The sequence below is a fragment of the Nonomuraea sp. ATR24 genome (assembly GCF_041950485.1).
Classification (GTDB): domain Bacteria; phylum Actinomycetota; class Actinomycetes; order Streptosporangiales; family Streptosporangiaceae; genus Nonomuraea; species Nonomuraea ceibae.
This window is the reverse complement of record NZ_JBGNUU010000026.1, coordinates 62,178-81,794: the sequence shown is the minus strand read 5'-3', so window position 1 is coordinate 81,794 and position 19,617 is coordinate 62,178. Positions and strand designations below refer to the sequence as shown.

The window sequence follows — 19,617 nt, the reverse complement described above, 5'->3', positions numbered from 1 at the left end:
AGAGGCTTCGCGCATGGACTTCATCCGCGTGCGCGCCTCCTCCGACGGCGCGGAGACGATCTCGTCGTGGACCGGCGACGTCTATGGCTGGGAGCCCGGCGGCGGGCCGCATCACCTGTTCGGGTTCGAGGGCGTCAACGTGGCCAGGGCGGTGCGCGGCGACGACGGCGGCTGGCTGCTGCTGACCAGGGAGGCCGCCCTCTACCTCGACCCGCGCACCCGCGAGGTGCTCGACGTGTGGGACAACCCGCTGACCGGCCGCCGCGTGGAGGTGCAGCACGTCTTCAACGACCCGGTCAACCAGCGGCTGGGCGGCTACCCGGTGCCGGTGACGCGGCTGGGCGAGCAGGTGGTGTTCAACGTGGACGTGCGCCTGGCCTACCCGTCGCCGCTCAAGGTGGCCGACTATCCGGACAACTCGGCGGACGACACGTACCGGGCGATGGAGCTGTTCCAGTTCTTCGCCCGGGCGGCCGACGTCGAGTCGGAGCTGCCGGACGTGCCGAGCGTGTTCTCCTGGTGCCGGGTGTCGCCGTGGCTGCCGTGGATGGCGATGGCGCAGCGGCCGGGCGGGCTCGTCTACCACTGCCGGGGCGGCAAGGGCGCCGAGGTGCCGCCGAGGCTGCGCGAGCGCGCCGGGGAGCGGTTCCTGCACGCGCCGCAGGAGTGGTCGGCCCCCAACGTGACGAGCTGGACCGCGTTCGCGGATAAGGTCGGCCGATGAGCACCGATCTGTTCTGCGAGATCGTCGCGGGGGAGCGCCCGGCGACGATCGTCGGCTCCGACGAGGTGTCCGTCTCCTTCCTCGACACCCGGCCCGTGTTCAAGGGGCACGTGCTCGTGGTGCCGCGCGTGCACGCCGAGACGCTCGCCGACCTGACCGGGGTGGGGCCGTTCTTCGAGAGCGTCCAGCGCATGGCCCGCGCCGTGGAGGAGGGCCTGGAGGCGGGCGGCACGTTCGTCGCGATGAACAACCGGATCAGCCAGAGCGTCCCCCACCTGCACGTGCACGTGGTGCCCCGGGTCAAGAAGGACGGCCTGCGCGGCTTCTTCTGGCCGCGCACCACCTACTCCTCCGCCGACGAGGCCGCCTCCTACGCGGAGCGGATCGCCAAGGCGCTGGGCTGAGCCGGGCCGCACGGTGGGATACCTGGTCGGCGTCGCCGTGGTGGCCGTGCTCGTCGGCGTGCCCGCGATCGTGCTGTGGCGGGTCATGCGGGGCCGCCGCGACCTGGGCACCAGCCCGGCGGAGCGGGCCACGTTCGAGACGTTGCACACCGCGTCGCTGGCGGGGCCGCCGCTGCGCGCCGGGCTCACCGCCGACGGCGCCCAGCGGGCCTCGCGCCACCTGCGCGAGCTGCTCGGCTCGGCCGCGCTCGCCATCACCGACGGCGAGCGCCTGCTCGTGTACGACGGCGCCGGCGACCATCACGCCGAGGACGCCTTCGAGCACGCCAGGGCGACCCTGCAGGACGGCCGCACCCAGGTCCTGGCGATCGACTGCGACCTGCTCGAATGCCCGGTCAGGAACGCCGTCGTGGTGCCGCTCACCACCGACGAGCGGGTCGTCGGCGCGCTGACCGCCTACGGCACGCACGCCTCCGCCGGGCTCGTCCGGGCCGCCCAGGAGGTCGCGGGCTGGGTCGACTCGCAGCTGGAGCTGGCCGAGCTCGACCGTTCGCGCACGCTGCTCATGGAGGCCGAGGTGCGGGCGCTGCGCGCGCAGATCTCGCCGCACTTCATCTACAACTCGCTGACGACGATCGCCTCGTTCGTCCGCACCGACCCGGAGCGGGCCCGCGAGCTGCTGCTGGAGTTCGCCGACTTCACCCGCTACTCCTTCCGCAGGCACGGCGAGTTCACCACGCTGGCCGAGGAGCTGCGCTCGATCGACCGCTACCTCATCCTGGAGCGGGCCCGCTTCGGCGACCAGCTCCAGGTCACGCTGCGCATCGCGCCCGAGGTGCTGCCGGTGGCGGTGCCGTTCCTGTGCCTGCAGCCGCTCGTGGAGAACGCCGTGCGCCACGGCCTGGAGAGCAAGGACGGCGTCGGCCGCATCTCCATCGTGGCGGAGGACGCCGGGGCCGAGTGCAGCATCAGCGTCGAGGACGACGGGCTCGGCATGGACCCCGACCGGCTGCGCCGCGTCCTGGCCGGGGAGACCGCCTCCGACGGCGGGATCGGCCTGGCCAACGTGGACGAGCGGCTGCGCCAGGTCTACGGCGACGAGTACGGGCTGGTGGTCGAGACCGGCCGCGGGGCGGGCACGAAGGTCAACGTCAGGTTGCCGAAGTATCACCCGGGCGTCTCGGCCCGTTGACCTGGATCTTCGTTGTCGGTTTTATCACTGTCTATGGCACAACTTCGGGTCCTCGCGGTCGACGACGAGCTTCCCGCCCTGGAAGACCTGTCGTACCTGCTGCGTGCCGACCCGCGGATCGGCGAGGTGGCGACCGCCAGGGACGGCTCGGCGGCGCTGCGGCTGCTGGACCGGGCGATCGCCGAGGGCAGGCCCATCGACGCGGTCTTCCTGGACATCCGGATGCGCGGCCTCGACGGGGTCGTGCTCGGCCGGCTGCTGTCGCAGTTCGCCAACCCGCCGCGGGTGGTGTTCGTCACCGCGTACGAGGAGCACGCCGTCGACGCGTTCGAGATCAAGGCCGAGGACTACCTGCTCAAACCCGTGCGGCCGGAGCGCCTGGCCGAGGCGATCCGGCGGGTGGCCGTATCGGCCGACGTGCCCGCCGACGGCGGCGAGAGCGACACCATCCCGGTCGAGCTGGGCGGCGTGACCCGGTTCGTCTCCAGCGCCGACGTGATCTACGTGGAGGCGCACGGCGACTACGCCCGCCTGCACACCGCCGCCGGCAGCCACCTCGTGCGCATCCCGCTCGCCACGCTGGAGGAGCGCTGGTCGGCGGCCGGGTTCGTGCGCGTGCACCGCAGCCACCTGGTCGCCGTCAAGCACATCGAGGAGCTGCACATCGACTCCGGCCGGTGCTCGGTCCGCGTCCACGACACCGAGCTGCCCGTCAGCCGCCGCCACACCCGCGAGCTGCGCGACCTGCTCGTCCGCCGCGCCAGGAAGGGACGGCACGAGTGAGCCCCGAGCCGCGGCCGGGCCGGCGCACCGCCGTCACCAGCCCGCGCACCGCCGCCGCCCGCCGGCCCCGCCGCCCGGCCACCCGGGAGATCGACGAGCAGACCCACCTCGGCGAGGTCTACATGCGCTCGCTGCTGCGCACCCAGTTCCGGCTGGCGCTGTTCGTGTGCACGGTGCTCGGCTGCGTCGTGGGCGGGCTGCCGCTGCTGTTCCTGCTCATCCCCGAGCTGCGCGACGCCCACCTGCTCGGCGTCCCGCTCCCGTGGGCGGTGCTCGCCGGGCTCATCTACCCCGCCTTCGTCATCGGCGCCTGGCTGTACGTCCGGCAGGCCGAGCGCAACGAACGCCACTTCGCCGACCTGGTCGACCGTTCATGAGCCTGGCCGCCGTCGTCGTCGTCATGGTCGCGGCCGTGCTCATCGGCGCCTTCGGCATCCGCTTCTCGCGCACCACCTCCGACTTCTACGTCGCCTCCCGCACCGTCAGCCCGCTGTGGAACGCCTCCGCGATCGGCGGCGAGTACCTGTCGGCGGCCTCCTTCCTCGGCGTGGCCGGGCTCATCCTCAGCTACGGCGTCGACATGCTGTGGCTGCCCGTCGGGTGGACCGGCGGCTACCTGGTGCTGCTCGTGCTGGTGTCCGCGCCGCTGCGCCGCTCCGGCGCCTACACGCTGCCCGACTTCGCCGAGGCGCGGCTGGAGTCGATGGTGGTGCGGCGCACGGCCAGCGTGCTCGTCGTGCTCATCGGCTGGCTCTACCTGATGCCGCAGTTCCAGAGCGCCGGCCTGGTGCTGCGCACGATCACCGGGGCGCCGGTGTGGGCCGGCGGGCTGCTGGTGGCCGTCGTGGTCGCGGTCAACGTGCTGTCGGGCGGCATGCGCTCGATCACGTTCGTGCAGGCGTTCCAGTACTGGCTGAAGCTGACCGCGCTGGCCGTGCCGCTGGTGTTCCTGCTGCTGGCGTGGAAGGCCGACGGCGCCCCGGCGCTCGACCCGGTGGACGCCGCCGTCTGGCAGGTGCCGCTGGCCGGGGCCAAGGACTACGCCCTGTACTCGACGTACTCGCTGATCCTGGCCACGTTCCTGGGCACGATGGGGCTGCCGCACGTGCTCGTCCGCTTCTACACCAACCCCGACGGGCGGGCCGCCCGCCGCACCACGCTCGTCGTGCTGTCGCTGCTCGGCGCCTTCTACCTGCTGCCCGCGCTGTACGGCTGGCTCGGCCGCATCTACGCGCCCGACCTCGTCCGCACCGACGCCGTGGTGCTGACGCTGCCGGCCCGCATGGTCGGCGGCACGCTCGGCGACCTGCTGACGGCGCTGGTCACCGCCGGGGCGTTCGCGGCGTTCCTGTCCACCTCGTCCGGGCTGACCGTGTCGGTCGCCGGGGTGATCGCCCAGGACCTGCTCAAGGGCGGCGTGCGCTCGTTCCGGATCGCCACGCTCATGGCCGTCGCCGTGCCGCTCGGGCTGGCGCTGTGGGCGCGGGCGCTGCCGGTCGCCGACGTGGTGGGGCTGGCGTTCGCGGTCGCCGCCTCGTCGTTCTGCCCGCTGCTCGTGCTCGGCATCTGGTGGCGGCGCCTGTCCACCACCGGCGCGCTCGCCGGGCTGTTCGTCGGCGGCGGCCTGGCCTGCTCGGCCGTGCTCGCCACCATCACCGGCGGCCCGTACGAGGGCCTGGCGGGCGCCCTGCTGGCCCAGCCCGCCGCGTGGACGGTGCCGATCGCGTTCGCGGTGATGGTGTCGGTGTCGTTCCTGACGCCCGACCGGGTGCCGCTGGGCGTGGCCAGGACGATGGTCCGCCTGCACACCCCGGAGAACCTCGACCTCGACCGGGGCGACTGGCGGCCCCGGGGGTGACGGGCGGCCCCGGGGGTGACGGGCGGGCGCTGTCCTAGGGTGGGCCGTCATGGATGACGAGTGGATCTGCGCCCGGCTGGGCGAGGACGAGCCGTGGCAGCTCGGCGCGGTCAACCCGCCGGTGTTCGGCAACAGCGTGTTCACCTTCGGCTCGATGGCGGAGCTCGGCGCGGCGATCAGGGACGAGGACGAGCGCTACGTCTACTGGCGGGGCACCAACCCGACCGTCGACCTGTTGCAGCGCAAGCTGGCCGCGCTGGAACGGGCCGAGCGGGCCAAGTGCTTCGGCTCCGGGATGGGCGCGATCTCGGCGGCGATCTCGTCGCTGGTGTCGGCCGGGGACCACGTGCTGGTGCTGGGCGCCGTCTACGGGCCGACCACGCAGTTCCTGCGCTACCTGGAGAAGTTCGGCGTCACCCACACGCACGCGGCCGACCTGGCGGCGTGCGAGGAGGCGGTGCGGCCCGGCACCCGGCTGCTGTACTTCGAGTCGCCCTCCTACATGCGCTACGAGATCTTCGACCTGGAGGCCGTCGCCGGGTGGGCGCGCGGCCACGGGCTGGTCACCGTGATGGACAACACCTGGTCGACGCCGCTGTTCCAGAAGCCGCTGACCAAGGGCGTGGACCTGGTCGTGCACTCGCTGTCGAAGTACGCGGGCGGGCACAGCGACGTGGTCGGCGGCGTGGTGGCGGGCCCGGCGCGGCTGATCAGGCCGCTGGCGCTGACCGAATACCAGCTGTACGGCGCGGCCATGTCGCCGCACGACGCCGCCCGGGTGATCAAGGGCCTGCGCACGCTGCCCGTACGGATGGCCGCGCACCAGGAGCGCGGCCTGGCGGTCGCCGCGTACCTGGAGGGACATCCGGCCGTACGCCGGGTCAACCACCCCGGCCTGCCCTCGCATCCCGGCCACGGCGTCGCGCGCGGCCAGATGTCGGGCTTCTCCAGCCTGTTCAGCGTGGAGCTGGACACGGACTCGCGCGCCGAGGTGGGCGCCTTCCTCGACGGGCTGCGGCACTTCCGGATCGGCGTGTCGTGGGGCGGGTTCGAGAGCCTGGTCAACGCACCCGCGCTGACCGTCGAGGAGAGCGTGCGGGCCACCATGGGCGTCCCGGTGGGCCTGGTGCGCCTGGCGGTCGGCCTGGAGCCCGCCGCCACGCTGATCGAGGACCTGGGCGGCGCGCTGGGCGGAATCGCCTGACCGTTCGTCGTACATAAGGGACCATTCACCGCAACCCCTGACCAGCTGAACGCCGTTCGGCGGCGGCTCGCCGAACAGCCCTGCGAGACCCCTCCACCGCGGGTAGGTTGCGCTCTTACCTTGTGCGTGATCCGCATCACAGTGGAGGTCTCGTGACGACCAGAGAACATGACGCGTCCGTTTACGAACAGGTGCAGAGGAGCAGCGAGTTCCAGGAGCTGAAGAGCCGCTTCAGGCGGTGGACGTTCCCCATGACGGCGGCCTTCCTGGTGTGGTACCTGCTGTACGTGGTGCTGTCGGGATGGGCCCGCGACTTCATGGGCATCAAGCTGCTCGGTGACATCAACGTCGGGCTGATCCTCGGGCTGCTGCAGTTCGTGACGACGTTCCTCATCGCCTGGGCCTACTCCAGGCACGCCGGGAAGAAGCTCGACCCGATCGCCGACAAGCTCCGCCACGAGGTCGAGGAGAAGACCAAGTGAGCTCCACCACCCTCGCCACGATCCTCTTCCTCGTCTTCGTCGCGGCCACGCTCGGCATCACCTTCTGGGCCAGCCGCCAGACCAAGACCGCCGCCGACTACTACGCCGGCGGGCGCTCCTTCAGCGGCGTGCAGAACGGCCTGGCCATCGGCGGCGACTACATGTCCGCCGCCTCCTTCCTCGGCATCGCCGGCATCATCGCGCTGTCCGGCTACGACGGGTTCCTGTACTCCATCGGCTTCCTCGTGGCGTGGCTCGTCGCGCTGCTGCTGGTGGCCGAGCTCATGCGCAACTCCGGCAAGTTCACCATGGCCGACGTGCTGGCCTTCCGGATGAGCCCGCGACCCGTCCGCACCGCCGCCGGCGTCTCGACCATCGTCGTCAGCATCTTCTACCTGCTCGCCCAGATGGTCGGCGCGGGCGCCCTGGTCGGCCTGCTGCTCGGCATCACCTCCGAGGCCGGCAAGATCTGGACGATCGTCGCCGTCGGCGCCCTCATGATCGTGTACGTGGTCTTCGGCGGCATGAAGGGCACCACCTGGGTCCAGATCGTCAAGGCCGTGCTGCTGATGACCGGCGCCGCCCTGGTGACCGTGCTGGTGCTGGGCAAGTTCGGCTTCAACCTGTCGGCGCTGCTCGGCCAGGCCGCCGCCACCAGCGGGCCCAAGGCCAACCCCGACAGCTTCCTCATCCCCGGCCTGAAGTACGGCACCGAGGCGCAGGGCATCGCCGGCAAGATCGACCTGATCAGCCTCGGCCTCGCCCTCGTGCTCGGCACCGCCGGCCTGCCGCACATCCTCATCCGCTTCTACACCGTCCCCACCGCCAAGGACGCCCGCAAGTCCGTCCTCTGGGGCATCGGCATCATCGGCGTGTTCTACCTGCTCACGCTCGTCCTCGGCTTCGGCGCCGCCGCCCTGGTCGGCAGGGAGGCCATCGTCGCCCAGGACCCCGGAGGCAACACCGCCGCGCCGCTGCTCGCGCTGCGGATCGGCGAGGAGATCTTCGGCTCGGTCGGCGGCACGCTGCTGCTGGCCTTCATCGGCGCCGTCGCCTTCGCCACCATCCTCGCGGTGGTCGCCGGCCTCACGCTCGCCTCCTCCTCCAGCTTCGCCCACGACCTGTACGCGCACGTCTTCCGGCGCGGCCAGGCCAGCGAGCGGCAGGAGGTCGTCGTGGCCCGGATCTCCGCCCTGGTCATCGGCGCCGTCGCCATCGGCCTGAGCATCCTCGCGCAGAGCCAGAACGTCGCCTTCCTGGTCGCCCTGGCCTTCGCCGTGGCCGCCTCGGGCAACCTGCCGGCGATCCTCTACAGCCTGTTCTGGAAGAGGTTCAACACGACCGGCGCCGTCAGCGCCATCTACGGCGGCCTGCTGTCCGCCCTGGTGCTGGTGATCTTCTCGCCGGTCGTCTCCGGCAGCAAGGCCGCCCTGTTCAAGGACGCCGACTTCGCCTGGTTCCCGCTCAGCAACCCGGGCATCGTCTCGATCCCGCTCGGCTTCCTGTGCGGCTGGCTCGGCACGATCCTGAGCAAGGAGTACAACGCGGCCAAGTACGCCGAGATCGAGGTCCGCTCCCTCACCGGGGTGGGGGCGGAGAAGGCCGCCGACCACTGACGGCCGCCGCGGGCCCGGCACCCCCTCCGCCGGGCCCGCCTTCCCCCCGCCGCCCCGGCCACGCCATGATCGTCGGGTGAGCAGACACGGGTACGACCCCTTCGGCAGCGACGAGGCGATAGACGTCCAGGACCACCTGCACGGCCTGGCCGACCCGCTGCCCGTGCTGGTCCAGGTCCTGGAGGCGGTGCATGCCGAGGACAGCCTGATCCTGCCGGACGTCGCCGAGGCGGGCCTGGCCGCCGCCGGGGAGGTGGCCCTGCTCCTCGACCCGGCCCTCGACCCGTCGTTCCCCCGGCTGCCCGTCCCCGTGGACGACGACCGGCTGCGCACGATCGCGCTGGAGGTCATGGAGTCGCTCGTCCAGCCGTGGGACCGGCGCACCGGCGCGTGCTGCCTGTACGGCCTGTGGCGCGACCCGGACGGGGACGCGCACTACCGGCGGGCGCTGGAGCCGTACCTGCGGGCGCTGGCCGCCGGGGCGCGCACCTGCCTCGACCCGCCGCACGATCCCGGCTACTCCTGGACGACCATGCCGCCGCGCGACGCCCGCCGGGCACGAGCCGACGACGAGGAGCGGCCGGGGCCTTCGTGCGGGCGGCCCGGACGCTGGCCGACGGCCTGCGGCACGACGCGGCGGCGCTCGGCGACGGCGCCCCGGCCGACGAGGGCCACCGCGTGCGCACTCTCGCCGACCTGGGCCCGCACCGGGTGCACGCCCTGGCCGAGCTGCCGTGGCCGTACGCCGGGGCCTACGACGCCGCCTTCACCCGCCGCTTCCTCGCCACGCTCGAGGACGTCGGCCACCGGCTGGCCACGAAGGGACGCCTGCGCCCCAAGACGGTCGCCGAGGACCTGGCGCTGCTGCTCGTGGTGCGCCACGCGGTCGAGCTCGCCCCGGTGTGCGAGCCGGAGCGGGCCGAGGCGGCGGCGGGCCCGGCCGGGCGGCTGTCAGGAGCCCTCGCCACCCCGCCGTCCGCCTACCGCCTGGCGCGCGTGCTGCCGCAGCTCGCGCACCTGAGGACATTCCCGGAACCCGTACGGATCCCGCCGGACCGCTGGTTCAGCCCACCGGCTCGGCCCGCAGCCGGGCGGAGTGCTTCACCAGCGTGATGAGCACCTCCCGGCTGGAGTGCCGCCGCCGCGCGTCGCACAGGATGATCGGAACCGACGGGTCGAGCTGGAGCGCCAGCCGTACCTCGTCGACCTCGAACGTCGGCGCGCCGTCGAAGCAGTTGACCGCCACCACGAACGGCGTGCCGCGCCGCTCGAAGTAGTCGACCGACGGGAAGCAGTCGGCCAGCCGCCGCGTGTCGGCCAGGATGACCGCCCCGAGCGAACCCTCCGCCAGCTCGTCCCACACGAACCAGAACCGCTCCTGCCCGGGCGTGCCGAACAGGTAGAGGACGTACTCGTCGCCCAGCGTGATCCGGCCGAAGTCCATCGCGACCGTCGTCGTCCGCTTGGCCTCGACGCTCGACAGGTCGTCGACGCCGACGCCCCGGTCGGTCAGCACCTCCTCCGTGCGCAGCGGCCTGGTCTCGGAGACCGCGCCGACCAGCGTCGTCTTGCCCGCGCCGAACCCTCCGGCGATGAGGATCTTGATCGCCGTCGGCAGGCGCGGGCGGTCAGAGCGATCGAAGACCATCGAGCACCGCCCTGTACATCTTCATGTCACGCATGTCCACCTCGGATTGCGGTTCCTGGGCCGAGACGAGCTCCCTGTCGAACAGGTCGCCGAGCAGCACGCGGATGGTGCCCGCGGGCAGGTCAAGATGGGCGGCGATCTCCGCCACGGATTTCGGTTCGCGGCAGAGCCGGAGGATCGAGTGGTGCTCCGGGTCGAGCCCCGCCTCCGGCCCCGGCGGCGGCCCGACGGAGACCGCCATGGAGATCAGGTCGAACTTGCCGTGCACGGGCGCGGTGCGCCCGCGCGTCACCACGTACGGACGGACGATCTCGGGGTCGACCCAGTGCTCCTCGGTCACAGGTCGCTCCCGGTCCTGGCCCCGGACGTCAGGTACTGGCCGACGCGCGCCACCAGCATCGCCATCTCGTAGGCGACCAGGCCGATGTCGGCGCCCTGCCCGCACAGCACGGCCAGGCACGCCCGCTGCCCCGCCACGGTCACCACGAGAAACTGCGAACGCCATTCCACCACCGTCTGCTTGACCGGGCCGCCGCCCACGTGCTCGGAGACGCCCTTGGCCAGGCTCTGCAGGCCGGAGGCCACGGCCGACAGGTGCTCGCCGTCGGTCCGCTGCAGCCCGGCAGACGAGGCCATCAGCAGCCCGTCGGACGACAGCACGATCGCGTGCTCGGCGTCCTTCACGCGGCCGACCAGGTCGTCGAGAAGCCAGTTCAGGTCTGTGCCGGCACCCGGTGTCACGTATCGCCTCCTGCCCGCTCGTCCATGAGTTTGGCCGCCTCGGTCCTGCCGAGCCGGGTGCCCGACTGCAAAGATCCCATCCGCGCCCGGATCTCCTCCGGGGTCGGCTCGTCCTCGTCCCGCTCGGGCTCGGGCGGGGCGGCCGGGGCCTCCTCGCGCAGCGCCGGGGCCAGGTTCGCCTGCGGCACCCGCAGGGGGAGCCCGCCGGGCGTGAACCTCGCCGCCTCGCCGTCGCCTTCCGCGCTCCCGTCCGGCTGGGCGGTCGTGGTCGCCTCCCCTTCTGACGGCCCGGGGTCCGGCGGCTCGGCCTCCCGGGCGGCCTCCGGCGCCGCCGCCACCTTGAGCGGCCGCACGTTCTCCGTCGGCAGCGCCCGCACGTTCTCGCCGGGCAGCGGGCGGCCGGCGTCCGCGGGGACGCGCCGCACGGCCGTGGCCGTGCCCGCGCCCTGACCCGCCGGGCCCGGCACTCCCGCCAGCGCCGCCGGGCGGCGGGGCAGGCTCGCCACCGGCTCGCCGCCGGGCTCCGGCCCCTCGCTCAGCTCCACCAGCTCCTGCGGCAGCAGCACCACCACCGTGGTGCCGCCGTACGGCGACGGCTTGAGCACCACCTGGATGTCGTGCCGCTCGGCCAGCCGGCTCACCACGTACAGCCCGAGCCGCGCCGTGCCCGTGATCCGGAACTCCGGCGGGTCGGCGATCCGCTCGTTGGCCGCCGCCAGGTCCTCGGGCTTCATGCCCAGCCCGCGGTCCTCGATCTCGACCACGTACCCGTTGGCCACCATCTGCCCGCTCACCTGCACGCTCGTGTACGGCGGCGAGAACGACACGGCGTTCTCGATGAGCTCGGCCAGCAGGTGGATGACGTCACCCACGGCCCGGCCGACGAGCACCACGTCGCCCATCGGCATGAGCGTGACCCGCGTGTAGTCCTCGACCTCGGCCAGCGCGCCGCGCACCACGTCGACCATCGGCACCGAGCGCCGCCAGGTGCGGGCGGGGGAGGAGCCGGACAGCACGATGAGGTTCTCGGCGTTGCGCCGCATGCGGATGGCCAGGTGGTCCAGCCGGAAGAGCTCCTTCAGCTCCTCGGGGTCGGTCTCGCGGCGCTCCATCACGTCCAGCACGGTGAGCTGCCGGTGCACCAGGCCCTGCGTGCGGCGGGCCAGGCTGAGCAGGATGTCGCGGATGCTGCGCCGCAGCTCCGCCTGCTCGGCGGCGACGCTCACCGCGGTGCGCTGCACCGTGTTGAACGCCTGTCCCACCTGCCCGATCTCGTCGTCGCCGAAGTCCAGGTCGGGCACCTCGCGGGAGACGTCCACGACCTCGCCGTGCCCGATCCGCTCGACCACGCCGGGCAGCCGCTCGTCCGACAGCTCGTGCGCGGCGTCGCGCAGCTTCTTGAGCTGGGCCAGCAGCGACCGCGTCGTGGTGATCGACAGCACGATCGAGGCCACGACGGCGACCAGGCCGAGCCCGCCGGCCAGCAGCAGGCGGGCGATGACGCCGACCGCGCCGGGGACGGCCCGCTCGACCAGCCGGTCACCGCCGTCGACGATGATCTTCTCGAGGCCGGCGCGGGCCGGCTCGGCGGTCGCCTGCCACTCGGCGGCGGTGACCGGCGGCGGCCCGGCGTTGTCGATCTGCGTGACGAGCCGCTGTTCCAGCTCCTGCAGCCGCAGCGCGGGCTTGCTCCTGGTCCACGCCTCGTACGCGGCCCGGTCGGGCGCGGGCAGCTGCTCGGCGGCCTGCTCCAGGTTGTAGCGGTAGATGCCGGTGCCGCGCACGAACGCGGTGTACTCGGCGGGCGTGAACTGCCCGCGCGCCAGCACCCGCGCCACCATCGCGTCGGTGCGAGCCAGGCTCTCGCTGGCCCGGCTGAGCGCCAGCATGGTCCGGGCGTCCTTGGCGATCTCCTTGTCGTCGAGCGAGGCCACCGAGTCGAACATGTCGTAGAGCGAGTCGATGATGTGGTCGTACGCGCTCGCCGCCGTCATGCGGCCGGGCCCGGCCGCGTCGATGGCCTTGCGCGTGGCGGGGAGCTTGGCGACGCTCGTGAGCGCCTCGTTCAGGCGGCCGGTCAGCACGTCGTCGGCCGCGAGCTGCACCAGGGTGCCGCCCGCGCTCTCCCGCAGGGCGGCGCCGGCGGCGTCGGTCCTGGCCCGCTGCTCGCGCAGGGCCTGGCCGGGCAGGGGACCGCCCGTGCCGATGCCGGCCATCGTCAGGCGGCGCTCGCGCTGGAGCTCGGCCAGCAGCCGTTCGCTGGGCTGCACCGCCTCGCTGTCGACCGTGGTGGCGCCGACCAGGTTCACGCCTTCGCGCAGCGTCACCCATGCGGCGAACGCCCACAGCGCGACCAGGGACACCAGCAGTGCTGTCACCTTTGTTCGCACGCGCGTATTGCGCAAACGCATATAAGCCATCCAGGTAAGGGGATTGCGTCAAACTGGAAGTCAAGCTATAGAGCGATATTTCCGACATCCAGTGCCGGGCTTACCTTAGCAATGGCTCAAACCCACCTCAAGCCGGGTACCTGCCCGTTAATAGCGTTACGTCCGAATTTGTCCTGTCTTCGCCTTGGTCTCGCACAGGTGTAACGCCGCCAGGATCGCGGACCGTACGATCGCGAACGGCGTGTAAAGGTCCTTGTCATGCCACAACGGCGGATGCTCCGAAATATCCGCTACCGTGCGCAAATACCGATATCCACGGTCGACGGCAGACTCGTACTGCTCGTCCAGTTCCCCGTCGCACGCGAGCAGCGTCTGCAGCGCGTACGCGGTCTCCTCCAGCGTGCCCTCCCAGCGGCCCCACGAGCCGTCCGGCCGCTGCGCGGACAGCACCCACGCGCGCGCCCGCCGGATCGCCTCCGCCCGCCCCGGCCCGCCGTACTCGCCGAGCGCCAGCACGCAGCTCAGCGTCGCGTAGAACGGAGAGGCGTGCCAGCGGTCGTCCCAGCTCCCGTCGGGCTGCTGCCGGTCGGCCAGCAGCGCCGACAGCCTGCGCACCACCGGCTCGTACGCCCGCGCGCGGTCCGGGCGGCGCGCCGCGTACGCCCCGAACGCGTCCAGGACGTGCGCGTTCACGCTCACGGAGAAGCCGTCCTCGCCCTGCCAGGTGCAGAAGTGCGTGCCCACGTCGAACTCCAGCAGGCTCGCCGGATCGTGCGGCTGCCCCACCAGCGCCAGCGCGTACAGCGCCACGGACGTCGTGTCGGCGTCCGCCGGAAGCCCCGGGCCGGCCGGCGTGCCCGCCGGGCCGATCGCCGCCCGCAGGTCCGCCACCATCTCCGGCGGCGCCGTCACCGGCACCCCGGCCCTGACCAGCCAGCTCAGCACCCAGCCGCGCTCGAACACGGTGATCGGGAACCCCACCGGCACCGGCCCCCCGTACCGGCTGACCACCGCCTCCAGGTGCGCCCGGACTACTTCCCCCTGCCCCCCGTCCGCACCGGGGGCGAGGCTGCCGTCGAAGGAGGACGACCCCCGGGAGGCGGTCCCGCCGGAGCCGGCCGGCCCGTCCTGGACGAGGCCGCCTTGGGACCGGGCACGCTCGCCGGAGGCGCGGGACGCGTACCCGCCGGGCCCCTCCGGGACGTGGAGGTCGGCTGGGACGTGGAGGTCGGCCGGGACGTGGAGGTCGGCCGGGACGTGGAGGTCGGCTGGGACGTGGAGGTCGGCTGGGGCGGCCGGTCCGGCCAGGAGGAGCGGCCCCGCCACCGTCGCCGGCCCCGTCGGGACCGGGCGCGCCGGGGCGTCGAGCAGGGCGGTCCTTCCCGCCGGCCCGCGGCCCGCGAGCGCGTCGGCGGGCTCGCCGGAGCGCGTGCCCGGACGCGGGTCCGGATGCGGCTCAGGACGCAGGTCCGGATGGGGGTCCGGACGCGGGTCCGGGTGCACGGCGCCGAGCCAGGCGGCGGTGGCGGCGGGGGAGGCGCCGACGGTGCCGATGGGGGTCGGCCGCACCGCGTGCGCGTTGCCCGCCGCGGGCCCCGCCACCTCCAGCGCGTGCAGCAGCTTCTCCGGCAGCGCGGCCCCGGACCGGACGACGTGCCGGAGCCGTTCGACCCGCGCGAAGTCCATCCCGTCGGGCAGCGGCAGCGGCGCCCCCACCGCGTGCGCGTTGATGAGCGCGACCAGCGACGGCACGATCAGCTCCACCGCCGGCATGTCGGGCAGCTCCACCGGCCCGGCCAGCCACGGCCGCAGCACCCGCAGCCCGCGCTCCGCCGCCTCCCGCAGCTCGGCGTCACGCTCGGCCCAGGAGGCGCCGCCCGCCGACAGCAGCGCCTCCGTGGCGCTCAGCGTCGGCACCAGCCCGTACCCGTCGGGCGCCCCCCACGACCCGTCGGGAAGCTGCCGCTCCAGCAGGTACGCGACCCGTTCGCGGTGCCCGGTGAGCCACGGCGCGAGCGTGACGAGGCGGCCCGTCTCGTAGATGGACGCCGACACCTGCCCCCACGGCAGCGCCATCAGCGTGGAGACCAGGGCCGCCGCCTCGCGGGCGACGTTCACAGCGCACCCCAGAAGTCCGCCAGGCCGTAGAAGCCCGTGTTGAAGGTCAACTGTCGCTCCAGGTAGAGGGCGGTACGCGGCGCGGTGTCGCGCAGCGGCTCGATGAGGGCGACGGCGCGCTGCGACAGCTCGCCCATCCGGGCCGTCACCTCGGCGTGCCCGGCGCCGAGCGTGAGCGCGTTCACGTCGCCCCAGCCGGCTTCGCGGTCGCGGGTGGCGAGGTCGTTCAGCAGCCGCAGGTAGCGCTGCACCTCGTCGCCGACGGCGCGGACCCGGTCGAGGTTGGCGAGCGTCCACGGGTCGCCGGTGGCGTTCCAGTGCGCGAGGTTGACGAACGAGGAGCCGGTGCTGTCGGCGTTGTCCAGGTACGTCGCCAGGTCCGGCCGGTCGCCGGTGCGCCAGTCCCATTCGCGGGCCATGGCGGCCAGCATGCGTCCGAGCTGGTCGCGCCAGGCGGGGGAGCCGGCCTCGTCGCGCAGCTCGGCGAGGAAGTGGGTGGCGGGGGTGCGCGGTTCGGCGCCGTCGGCCACGGCCAGGCAGGCGCCGACGAGGTCGGCCACCTCGTCGCGGGAGGTGGCGACGTGGTCGATGAGCAGGTCCACCGCGAACACCCACAGTGCCGCCCGGTTGACCGCGCGCAGCTCGCGGGCCGTCGCCCAGGGCGAGCCGAACGCGCCCACGAGCGCCAGCGAGTGGTAGAACCCGGCGTCGAACGGCTTGGCGGGGAACAGTTCGGGGTGCCGCCCGGCGTCGCGGGCCAGCTCGCGGGCGCACTCGACGGCCAGCGCGCACGTCCGCCCCAGCTCCGCGCCGCCGACGGCGGGCATCGACCCGTCGATCCCGCTCGTCCGGCCGGTCCCGCTGTCCGCGATCATGACCGTGCCGCCGGGACGAGCGTCATCGTCAGCCCCGTCGTGGGCCGCAGCGTCGAGGCCAGCCGGGGCGCCACCGGCCCGGGCGTGTGCAGCACCGGCCGGTACGAGCGCAGGATCCCGGCGAGCAGCAGTTGCGCCTCCATCATGAACAGGTGCGGCCCCACGCACGAGTGCGGCCCGGCCGCGAACGGGAAGTACGCGTACCGCGACCGCCGTCTCTCGTTCCCCGGCGCGAACCGCTCGGGGTCGAACTCCAGCGGGCGCTCCCACACCTGCGGCAGCCGCTGCGTCAGGAACGGGCTCAGCACCACCGTGGCGCCCGCCTCGATCGCCACGCCGTCGATCACGTCGTCCGCGAGCGCCTTGCGCGGCAGGATCCAGCCCGGCGGGTACAGCCGCAGCAGCTCGCTGAGGAACATCCGCAGGTACGTCAGCGCGGGCAGATGGCCGACCGTGACCGGGCCGTCGCCGACGACCCGGGTGATCTCCTCGTACACCTTGGCCGCGATCTCCGGATGGGCGTCGAGCACCGGCCACACCCAGGTCAGCGCCGTGGCGGCGGTCTCGGTGGCGGCGCCGTGGATGGCCACCATGTCGTCGCGCACCCGCCGGTCGCCCTTGTCGGCGTACGGGGCCCGGCACAGTGCCGAGACGACGTCGCCCGCGCTGTCACCGCTGCCCTCGCGCTGCCGAGCGTGCTCGATGCGCGGGTACACGACCTCGTCGATGGTCGCCACGGCCCGGCCGAACGCCCGGTCACCGGGCATCGGACAGCGCTGCGGCACCGACGGCAGCACGAGCCTGATGGCCCGCGCCGTCACGCCGGTGTCGTAGGCCGGGGCCAGCCGGTCGATGTCCGCGCCGGAGATCGACTCGCCGAAGAACAGCCGCACGGTCGTCGCGTGCACGATCGCGGACATGGCCGCCGCCACGTCGAACGGCCGCCCCGGCGTCAGCGTCCCGTCCACCAGCTCGGCGATGATCGCGGCCATCCGCTCGCCGAGCCCTTCGAGCTGCCGGGCGGTGAACAGCGGCTGCACGATGCGCCTGCTCTCCGCCCAGTCGGGGCCGTCTGACAGGATGCCCTTGCCGATCAGCGGCGCCAGCGGGTCCCAGAACATGCCCTCGCGCACGTAGTTGGGCTGGTTGCCGCGTAACACGTGCTGGACGTGATCGGGATGGGTGATCAGGTATGGCTGGAACGGTCCCATGTTCAGACGGACCAGCTCGCCGCCCGCCCGGGCGCCGGCTTCCTCGAAGGCGTCGATGGGGGAGCGGTGGTGCCTGGCCAGCGCGCGGAGGAAGGGGAGGATCCTGGCTCGTCTGGCGGCTTCGGTCCCGGTGGACACGCGGCTCTCCTCCATGTCCGTCTCAGCTGTCGGACATCTCCTGACAAAAGTTAGTGATCAGGGTGGAGTATCACATGATGCTGCATATAGATTCAAGATCGTACGTTGGGTAGGAGATGTCATGACCGTCGGCCAGTCCGCGGCCCCCGGCCCCGCCGGCGACGCGATCGCCCGCTGCCGCCGGCTGCTGGAGCCCGCGCTGCGGGAGGCCGTGTCGGGCCTGCATCCGTGGGGCGCCAGGATGGCCGCGTTCACGCTCGGCTGGTCCGACGTGGACGGGCGACCGGCCGATGGTGACGGCGGCAAGCACCTGCGGCCCGCCATCGCGATGCTCGCGGCCGAGGCCGCCGGCGCACCGCTGGAGGCCGGGCTGCCGGGCGCGGTCGCGGTGGAGCTCGTGCACGCGTTCTCGCTGGTGCACGACGACATCATGGACGCCGACGAGCGGCGCAGGCACCGCCAGGCGCTGTGGAAGGCGTACGGCGTGGGGCCCGCGCTGCTGACCGGCGACGCGCTGCTCGCGCTGGCCGTCGCCCGGCTGGCGGGGACCGGCGAGCCCATGCGCCACCTGTCCAGGGCGCTGGTCGAGCTCGTCCAGGGGCAGACGCGCGACCTGGCCTTCGAGAGCCGCCCCTGGCTCGGCCGCGACGCCGTCACCGTCGCCGAGTACGAGGTGATGGCCGCAGGCAAGACCGGAAGCCTGCTCGCCGCCGCCGCCGCGACCGGCGTCGCGCTCGGCGGCCGGCCCGAGCTCGCCGAAACCGCCTGGGACATGGGGTGCGCGTTCGGCGTCGCCTTCCAGATCTACGACGACGTGCTCGGCATCTGGGGCGACCCGGCCGTCACGGGCAAACCCATCCACAGCGACCTGCGGCGCGGCAAGAAGACGCTCCCCGTCCTGGCCGTCCTGTCCGCGGGCAGCCCGCCGGCCGCCGAGCTGGCCGCCGCCCTCGACGCCGCCGCCCTGGACGGCCCCGCCTCGGGTGACCCCGCGCCGGGCCACGCGGCCCCGGACGACGACGCCGTACGGCACGCCGCCCGGCTCGTCGAGCACGCCGGAGGCAGGCGGGCGGCCCTCGACCTGGCCGCCCGGCACGCCGCCTCGGCCCTGGAGCTCATGGACGCCTGCCTCCCCGGCGACACCGCCCTGCGCGCCCTCTGCCTCACGCTCGTCGACCGCATCCGCTGACCCGGGCGAGGCCGTACCGGCTGACTCCCGCCGAACCCCGTCGGACCTCGCCGAACCCCGTTGAACTCGCTGAACCTCCCCCCGGATGCGGCGGAACCGTCAGGGGCGGGAGGCCTCGTCGAGGAGGGCGAGCTCGTCGTCCGACAGCGTCAGCTCCGCCGCCGCCAGCAGCGGCCCGAGCTGCGTGAGGTCACGCCCGCTGGTGATCGCCGAGGTGATCGTCGGCTGGGCGGCCAGCCACGCCAGCGCGACCGTGGCGGGCTTGACCCCGCGCTCGGCGGCCACCTTGGCCAGCGCCTCCAGCGTGCGCAGCCCGTACTCGAACTTCAGGTAGCGGGCCGCCTGGGCGGCGCGCGGGCTGTCGACGGTGACGCCCGGCGCGTACTTGCCCGTCAGGAAGCCGCGCGCCAGCCCGAAGTACGGCGTGCTGGACAGCCCCTCGCGCTCCACGACGTCACGCAGCTCGCCCTCGTAGCCGCGCTCCACCAGGTTGTACGGCTGCTGGAGGGCGACGTACGCCGGCAGGCCCTCCTCCCGCGCCACCTTCAGCGCCTCGGCGAGCCGGTCGGCGGCGTAGTTGGAGGCGCCGACGTGCCGCACCTTCCCCTCGGTGACCAGCTCGCCGAACGCGCCCAGCGACTCGGCCAGCGGCGTGTCGGTGTCGTCCACGTGCGCCCAGTAGAGGTCGATCCGGTCGGTGCGCAGGCGGCGCAGCGAGTTCTCCACGGCGGTGCGGATCGTGCGCGGGGCCAGGCCCTTCAGCCCCTCCAGCATGCCGACCTTGGTGGCGAGCACGAGCGTGTCACGGTTGCGGCGGGTGGCCATCCACTCGCCGATGAAGGACTCCGACGTGGACTCGCCGGTGACCCAGTACGGGTAGACGTCGGCGGTGTCGATGAAGTTGCCGCCGGCCTCGGTGTAGGCGTCGAGGATCGCGAACGAGGTCTCCTTGTCCGCCGTCCAGCCGAAGACGTTGGTGCCGAGCGCTATGGGGTGCACGGACAGGTCCGTGGTGCCGATCGATCTCATCTCGTCATTATCGGC

19 protein-coding genes are annotated in these 19,617 nt (G+C 73.2%); 11 read left to right on the top strand and 8 right to left on the bottom strand.

The window, feature by feature from the left end; all coding sequences use genetic code 11:
• Window positions 1-13 precede the first annotated feature (13 nt).
• From ACBI99_RS39910 to ACBI99_RS39865, 10 genes are all read left to right on the top strand, one after another.
• The gene (locus ACBI99_RS39910) at window positions 14-724 is read left to right on the top strand and encodes a DUF1838 family protein (protein WP_357590730.1); all 711 of its coding nucleotides are present in this window, start codon (window positions 14-16) and stop codon (window positions 722-724) included.
• Entirely contained in the window at window positions 721-1,128 is a 408-nt protein-coding gene (locus tag ACBI99_RS39905) for an HIT family protein (protein WP_219507434.1), read from the top strand. The genes ACBI99_RS39910 and ACBI99_RS39905 overlap by 4 nt, the downstream gene beginning before the upstream one ends.
• 13 nt (window positions 1,129-1,141) lie before the next feature.
• On the top strand, window positions 1,142-2,320 hold the full coding sequence (locus ACBI99_RS39900; RefSeq protein ID WP_357590728.1) for a histidine kinase: 1,179 nt from the start codon (window positions 1,142-1,144) through the stop codon (window positions 2,318-2,320).
• Between the two features lie 33 nt (window positions 2,321-2,353).
• On the top strand, window positions 2,354-3,103 hold the full coding sequence (locus ACBI99_RS39895) for a LytR/AlgR family response regulator transcription factor (RefSeq protein ID WP_375074835.1): 750 nt from the start codon (window positions 2,354-2,356) through the stop codon (window positions 3,101-3,103).
• A complete protein-coding gene (locus tag ACBI99_RS39890) occupies window positions 3,100-3,480 on the top strand; it encodes a hypothetical protein (RefSeq protein ID WP_219507430.1) in 381 nt (126 codons plus the stop codon). Before ACBI99_RS39895 ends, ACBI99_RS39890 begins: the two co-directional genes overlap by 4 nt.
• Window positions 3,477-4,961, top strand: a complete 1,485-nt coding sequence (locus ACBI99_RS39885) for a cation acetate symporter (RefSeq protein ID WP_219507429.1) — start codon at window positions 3,477-3,479, stop codon at window positions 4,959-4,961. Before ACBI99_RS39890 ends, ACBI99_RS39885 begins: the two co-directional genes overlap by 4 nt.
• Window positions 4,962-5,010: 49 nt before the next feature.
• On the top strand, window positions 5,011-6,165 hold the full coding sequence (locus ACBI99_RS39880; protein ID WP_219507427.1) for a PLP-dependent aspartate aminotransferase family protein: 1,155 nt from the start codon (window positions 5,011-5,013) through the stop codon (window positions 6,163-6,165).
• A gap of 152 nt (window positions 6,166-6,317) precedes the next feature.
• On the top strand, window positions 6,318-6,647 hold the full coding sequence (locus ACBI99_RS39875; protein ID WP_219507426.1) for a DUF485 domain-containing protein: 330 nt from the start codon (window positions 6,318-6,320) through the stop codon (window positions 6,645-6,647).
• Window positions 6,644-8,263 carry a cation acetate symporter gene (locus ACBI99_RS39870; protein WP_219507424.1) on the top strand — a complete coding sequence of 540 codons (1,620 nt, stop codon included), beginning with the start codon at window positions 6,644-6,646 and terminating at the stop codon, window positions 8,261-8,263. Before ACBI99_RS39875 ends, ACBI99_RS39870 begins: the two co-directional genes overlap by 4 nt.
• A 76-nt stretch (window positions 8,264-8,339) precedes the next feature.
• Window positions 8,340-9,284 carry a hypothetical protein gene (locus ACBI99_RS39865; RefSeq protein WP_375074834.1) on the top strand — a complete coding sequence of 315 codons (945 nt, stop codon included), beginning with the start codon at window positions 8,340-8,342 and terminating at the stop codon, window positions 9,282-9,284.
• Between the two features lie 42 nt (window positions 9,285-9,326).
• Here the strand turns inward: ACBI99_RS39865 and ACBI99_RS39860 are convergent, their stop codons facing one another.
• The 7 genes from ACBI99_RS39860 to ACBI99_RS39830 all read right to left on the bottom strand — a co-directional run bounded on the left by ACBI99_RS39860 (window position 9,327) and on the right by ACBI99_RS39830 (window position 17,384).
• On the bottom strand, window positions 9,327-9,911 hold the full coding sequence (locus ACBI99_RS39860; RefSeq protein WP_219507421.1) for an ATP/GTP-binding protein: 585 nt from the start codon (window positions 9,909-9,911) through the stop codon (window positions 9,327-9,329).
• Complete coding sequence (locus ACBI99_RS39855) at window positions 9,892-10,251, bottom strand: DUF742 domain-containing protein (RefSeq protein WP_219507419.1); 360 nt, start codon at window positions 10,249-10,251, stop codon at window positions 9,892-9,894. Before ACBI99_RS39855 ends, ACBI99_RS39860 begins: the two co-directional genes overlap by 20 nt.
• Complete coding sequence (locus ACBI99_RS39850) at window positions 10,248-10,652, bottom strand: roadblock/LC7 domain-containing protein (protein WP_357590724.1); 405 nt, start codon at window positions 10,650-10,652, stop codon at window positions 10,248-10,250. The genes ACBI99_RS39855 and ACBI99_RS39850 overlap by 4 nt, the downstream gene beginning before the upstream one ends.
• The gene (locus tag ACBI99_RS39845) at window positions 10,649-13,042 is read right to left on the bottom strand and encodes a nitrate- and nitrite sensing domain-containing protein (RefSeq protein WP_375074833.1); all 2,394 of its coding nucleotides are present in this window, start codon (window positions 13,040-13,042) and stop codon (window positions 10,649-10,651) included. The genes ACBI99_RS39850 and ACBI99_RS39845 overlap by 4 nt, the downstream gene beginning before the upstream one ends.
• 156 nt (window positions 13,043-13,198) lie before the next feature.
• Complete coding sequence (locus tag ACBI99_RS39840; RefSeq protein WP_375074832.1) at window positions 13,199-15,160, bottom strand: prenyltransferase/squalene oxidase repeat-containing protein; 1,962 nt, start codon at window positions 15,158-15,160, stop codon at window positions 13,199-13,201.
• Window positions 15,157-16,035: a hypothetical protein gene (locus tag ACBI99_RS39835; protein WP_357590718.1), complete on the bottom strand. Its 879-nt coding sequence runs from the start codon at window positions 16,033-16,035 to the stop codon at window positions 15,157-15,159. Before ACBI99_RS39835 ends, ACBI99_RS39840 begins: the two co-directional genes overlap by 4 nt.
• Window positions 16,032-17,384 carry a cytochrome P450 gene (locus tag ACBI99_RS39830; protein ID WP_357590716.1) on the bottom strand — a complete coding sequence of 451 codons (1,353 nt, stop codon included), beginning with the start codon at window positions 17,382-17,384 and terminating at the stop codon, window positions 16,032-16,034. Before ACBI99_RS39830 ends, ACBI99_RS39835 begins: the two co-directional genes overlap by 4 nt.
• Before the next feature lie 121 nt (window positions 17,385-17,505).
• On the opposite strand from ACBI99_RS39830, the gene ACBI99_RS39825 reads away from it, so the two are divergent.
• Window positions 17,506-18,573 (top strand): polyprenyl synthetase family protein, encoded by a 1,068-nt coding sequence (locus ACBI99_RS39825; protein WP_219507413.1) that lies wholly within the window; start codon window positions 17,506-17,508, stop codon window positions 18,571-18,573.
• A gap of 99 nt (window positions 18,574-18,672) precedes the next feature.
• Here the strand turns inward: ACBI99_RS39825 and ACBI99_RS39820 are convergent, their stop codons facing one another.
• Window positions 18,673-19,602: an aldo/keto reductase gene (locus ACBI99_RS39820; protein WP_219507412.1), complete on the bottom strand. Its 930-nt coding sequence runs from the start codon at window positions 19,600-19,602 to the stop codon at window positions 18,673-18,675.
• Window positions 19,603-19,617: the final 15 nt, after the last annotated feature.

Bases quoted from the DNA above. Each gene is read 5' to 3' on its own strand.
- ACBI99_RS39910 (WP_357590730.1), top strand. From the start codon at position 14: ATGGACTTCATCCGCGTGCGCGCCTCCTCCGACGGCGCGGAGACGATC.
- ACBI99_RS39905 (WP_219507434.1), top strand. From the start codon at position 721: ATGAGCACCGATCTGTTCTGCGAGATCGTCGCGGGGGAGCGCCCGGCG.
- ACBI99_RS39895 (WP_375074835.1), top strand. From the start codon at position 2,354: ATGGCACAACTTCGGGTCCTCGCGGTCGACGACGAGCTTCCCGCCCTG.
- ACBI99_RS39885 (WP_219507429.1), top strand. From the start codon at position 3,477: ATGAGCCTGGCCGCCGTCGTCGTCGTCATGGTCGCGGCCGTGCTCATC.
- ACBI99_RS39880 (WP_219507427.1), top strand. From the start codon at position 5,011: ATGGATGACGAGTGGATCTGCGCCCGGCTGGGCGAGGACGAGCCGTGG.
- ACBI99_RS39860 (WP_219507421.1), bottom strand. From the start codon at position 9,911: ATGGTCTTCGATCGCTCTGACCGCCCGCGCCTGCCGACGGCGATCAAG.
- ACBI99_RS39835 (WP_357590718.1), bottom strand. From the start codon at position 16,035: ATGATCGCGGACAGCGGGACCGGCCGGACGAGCGGGATCGACGGGTCG.
- ACBI99_RS39825 (WP_219507413.1), top strand. From the start codon at position 17,506: ATGACCGTCGGCCAGTCCGCGGCCCCCGGCCCCGCCGGCGACGCGATC.
- ACBI99_RS39820 (WP_219507412.1), bottom strand. From the start codon at position 19,602: ATGAGATCGATCGGCACCACGGACCTGTCCGTGCACCCCATAGCGCTC.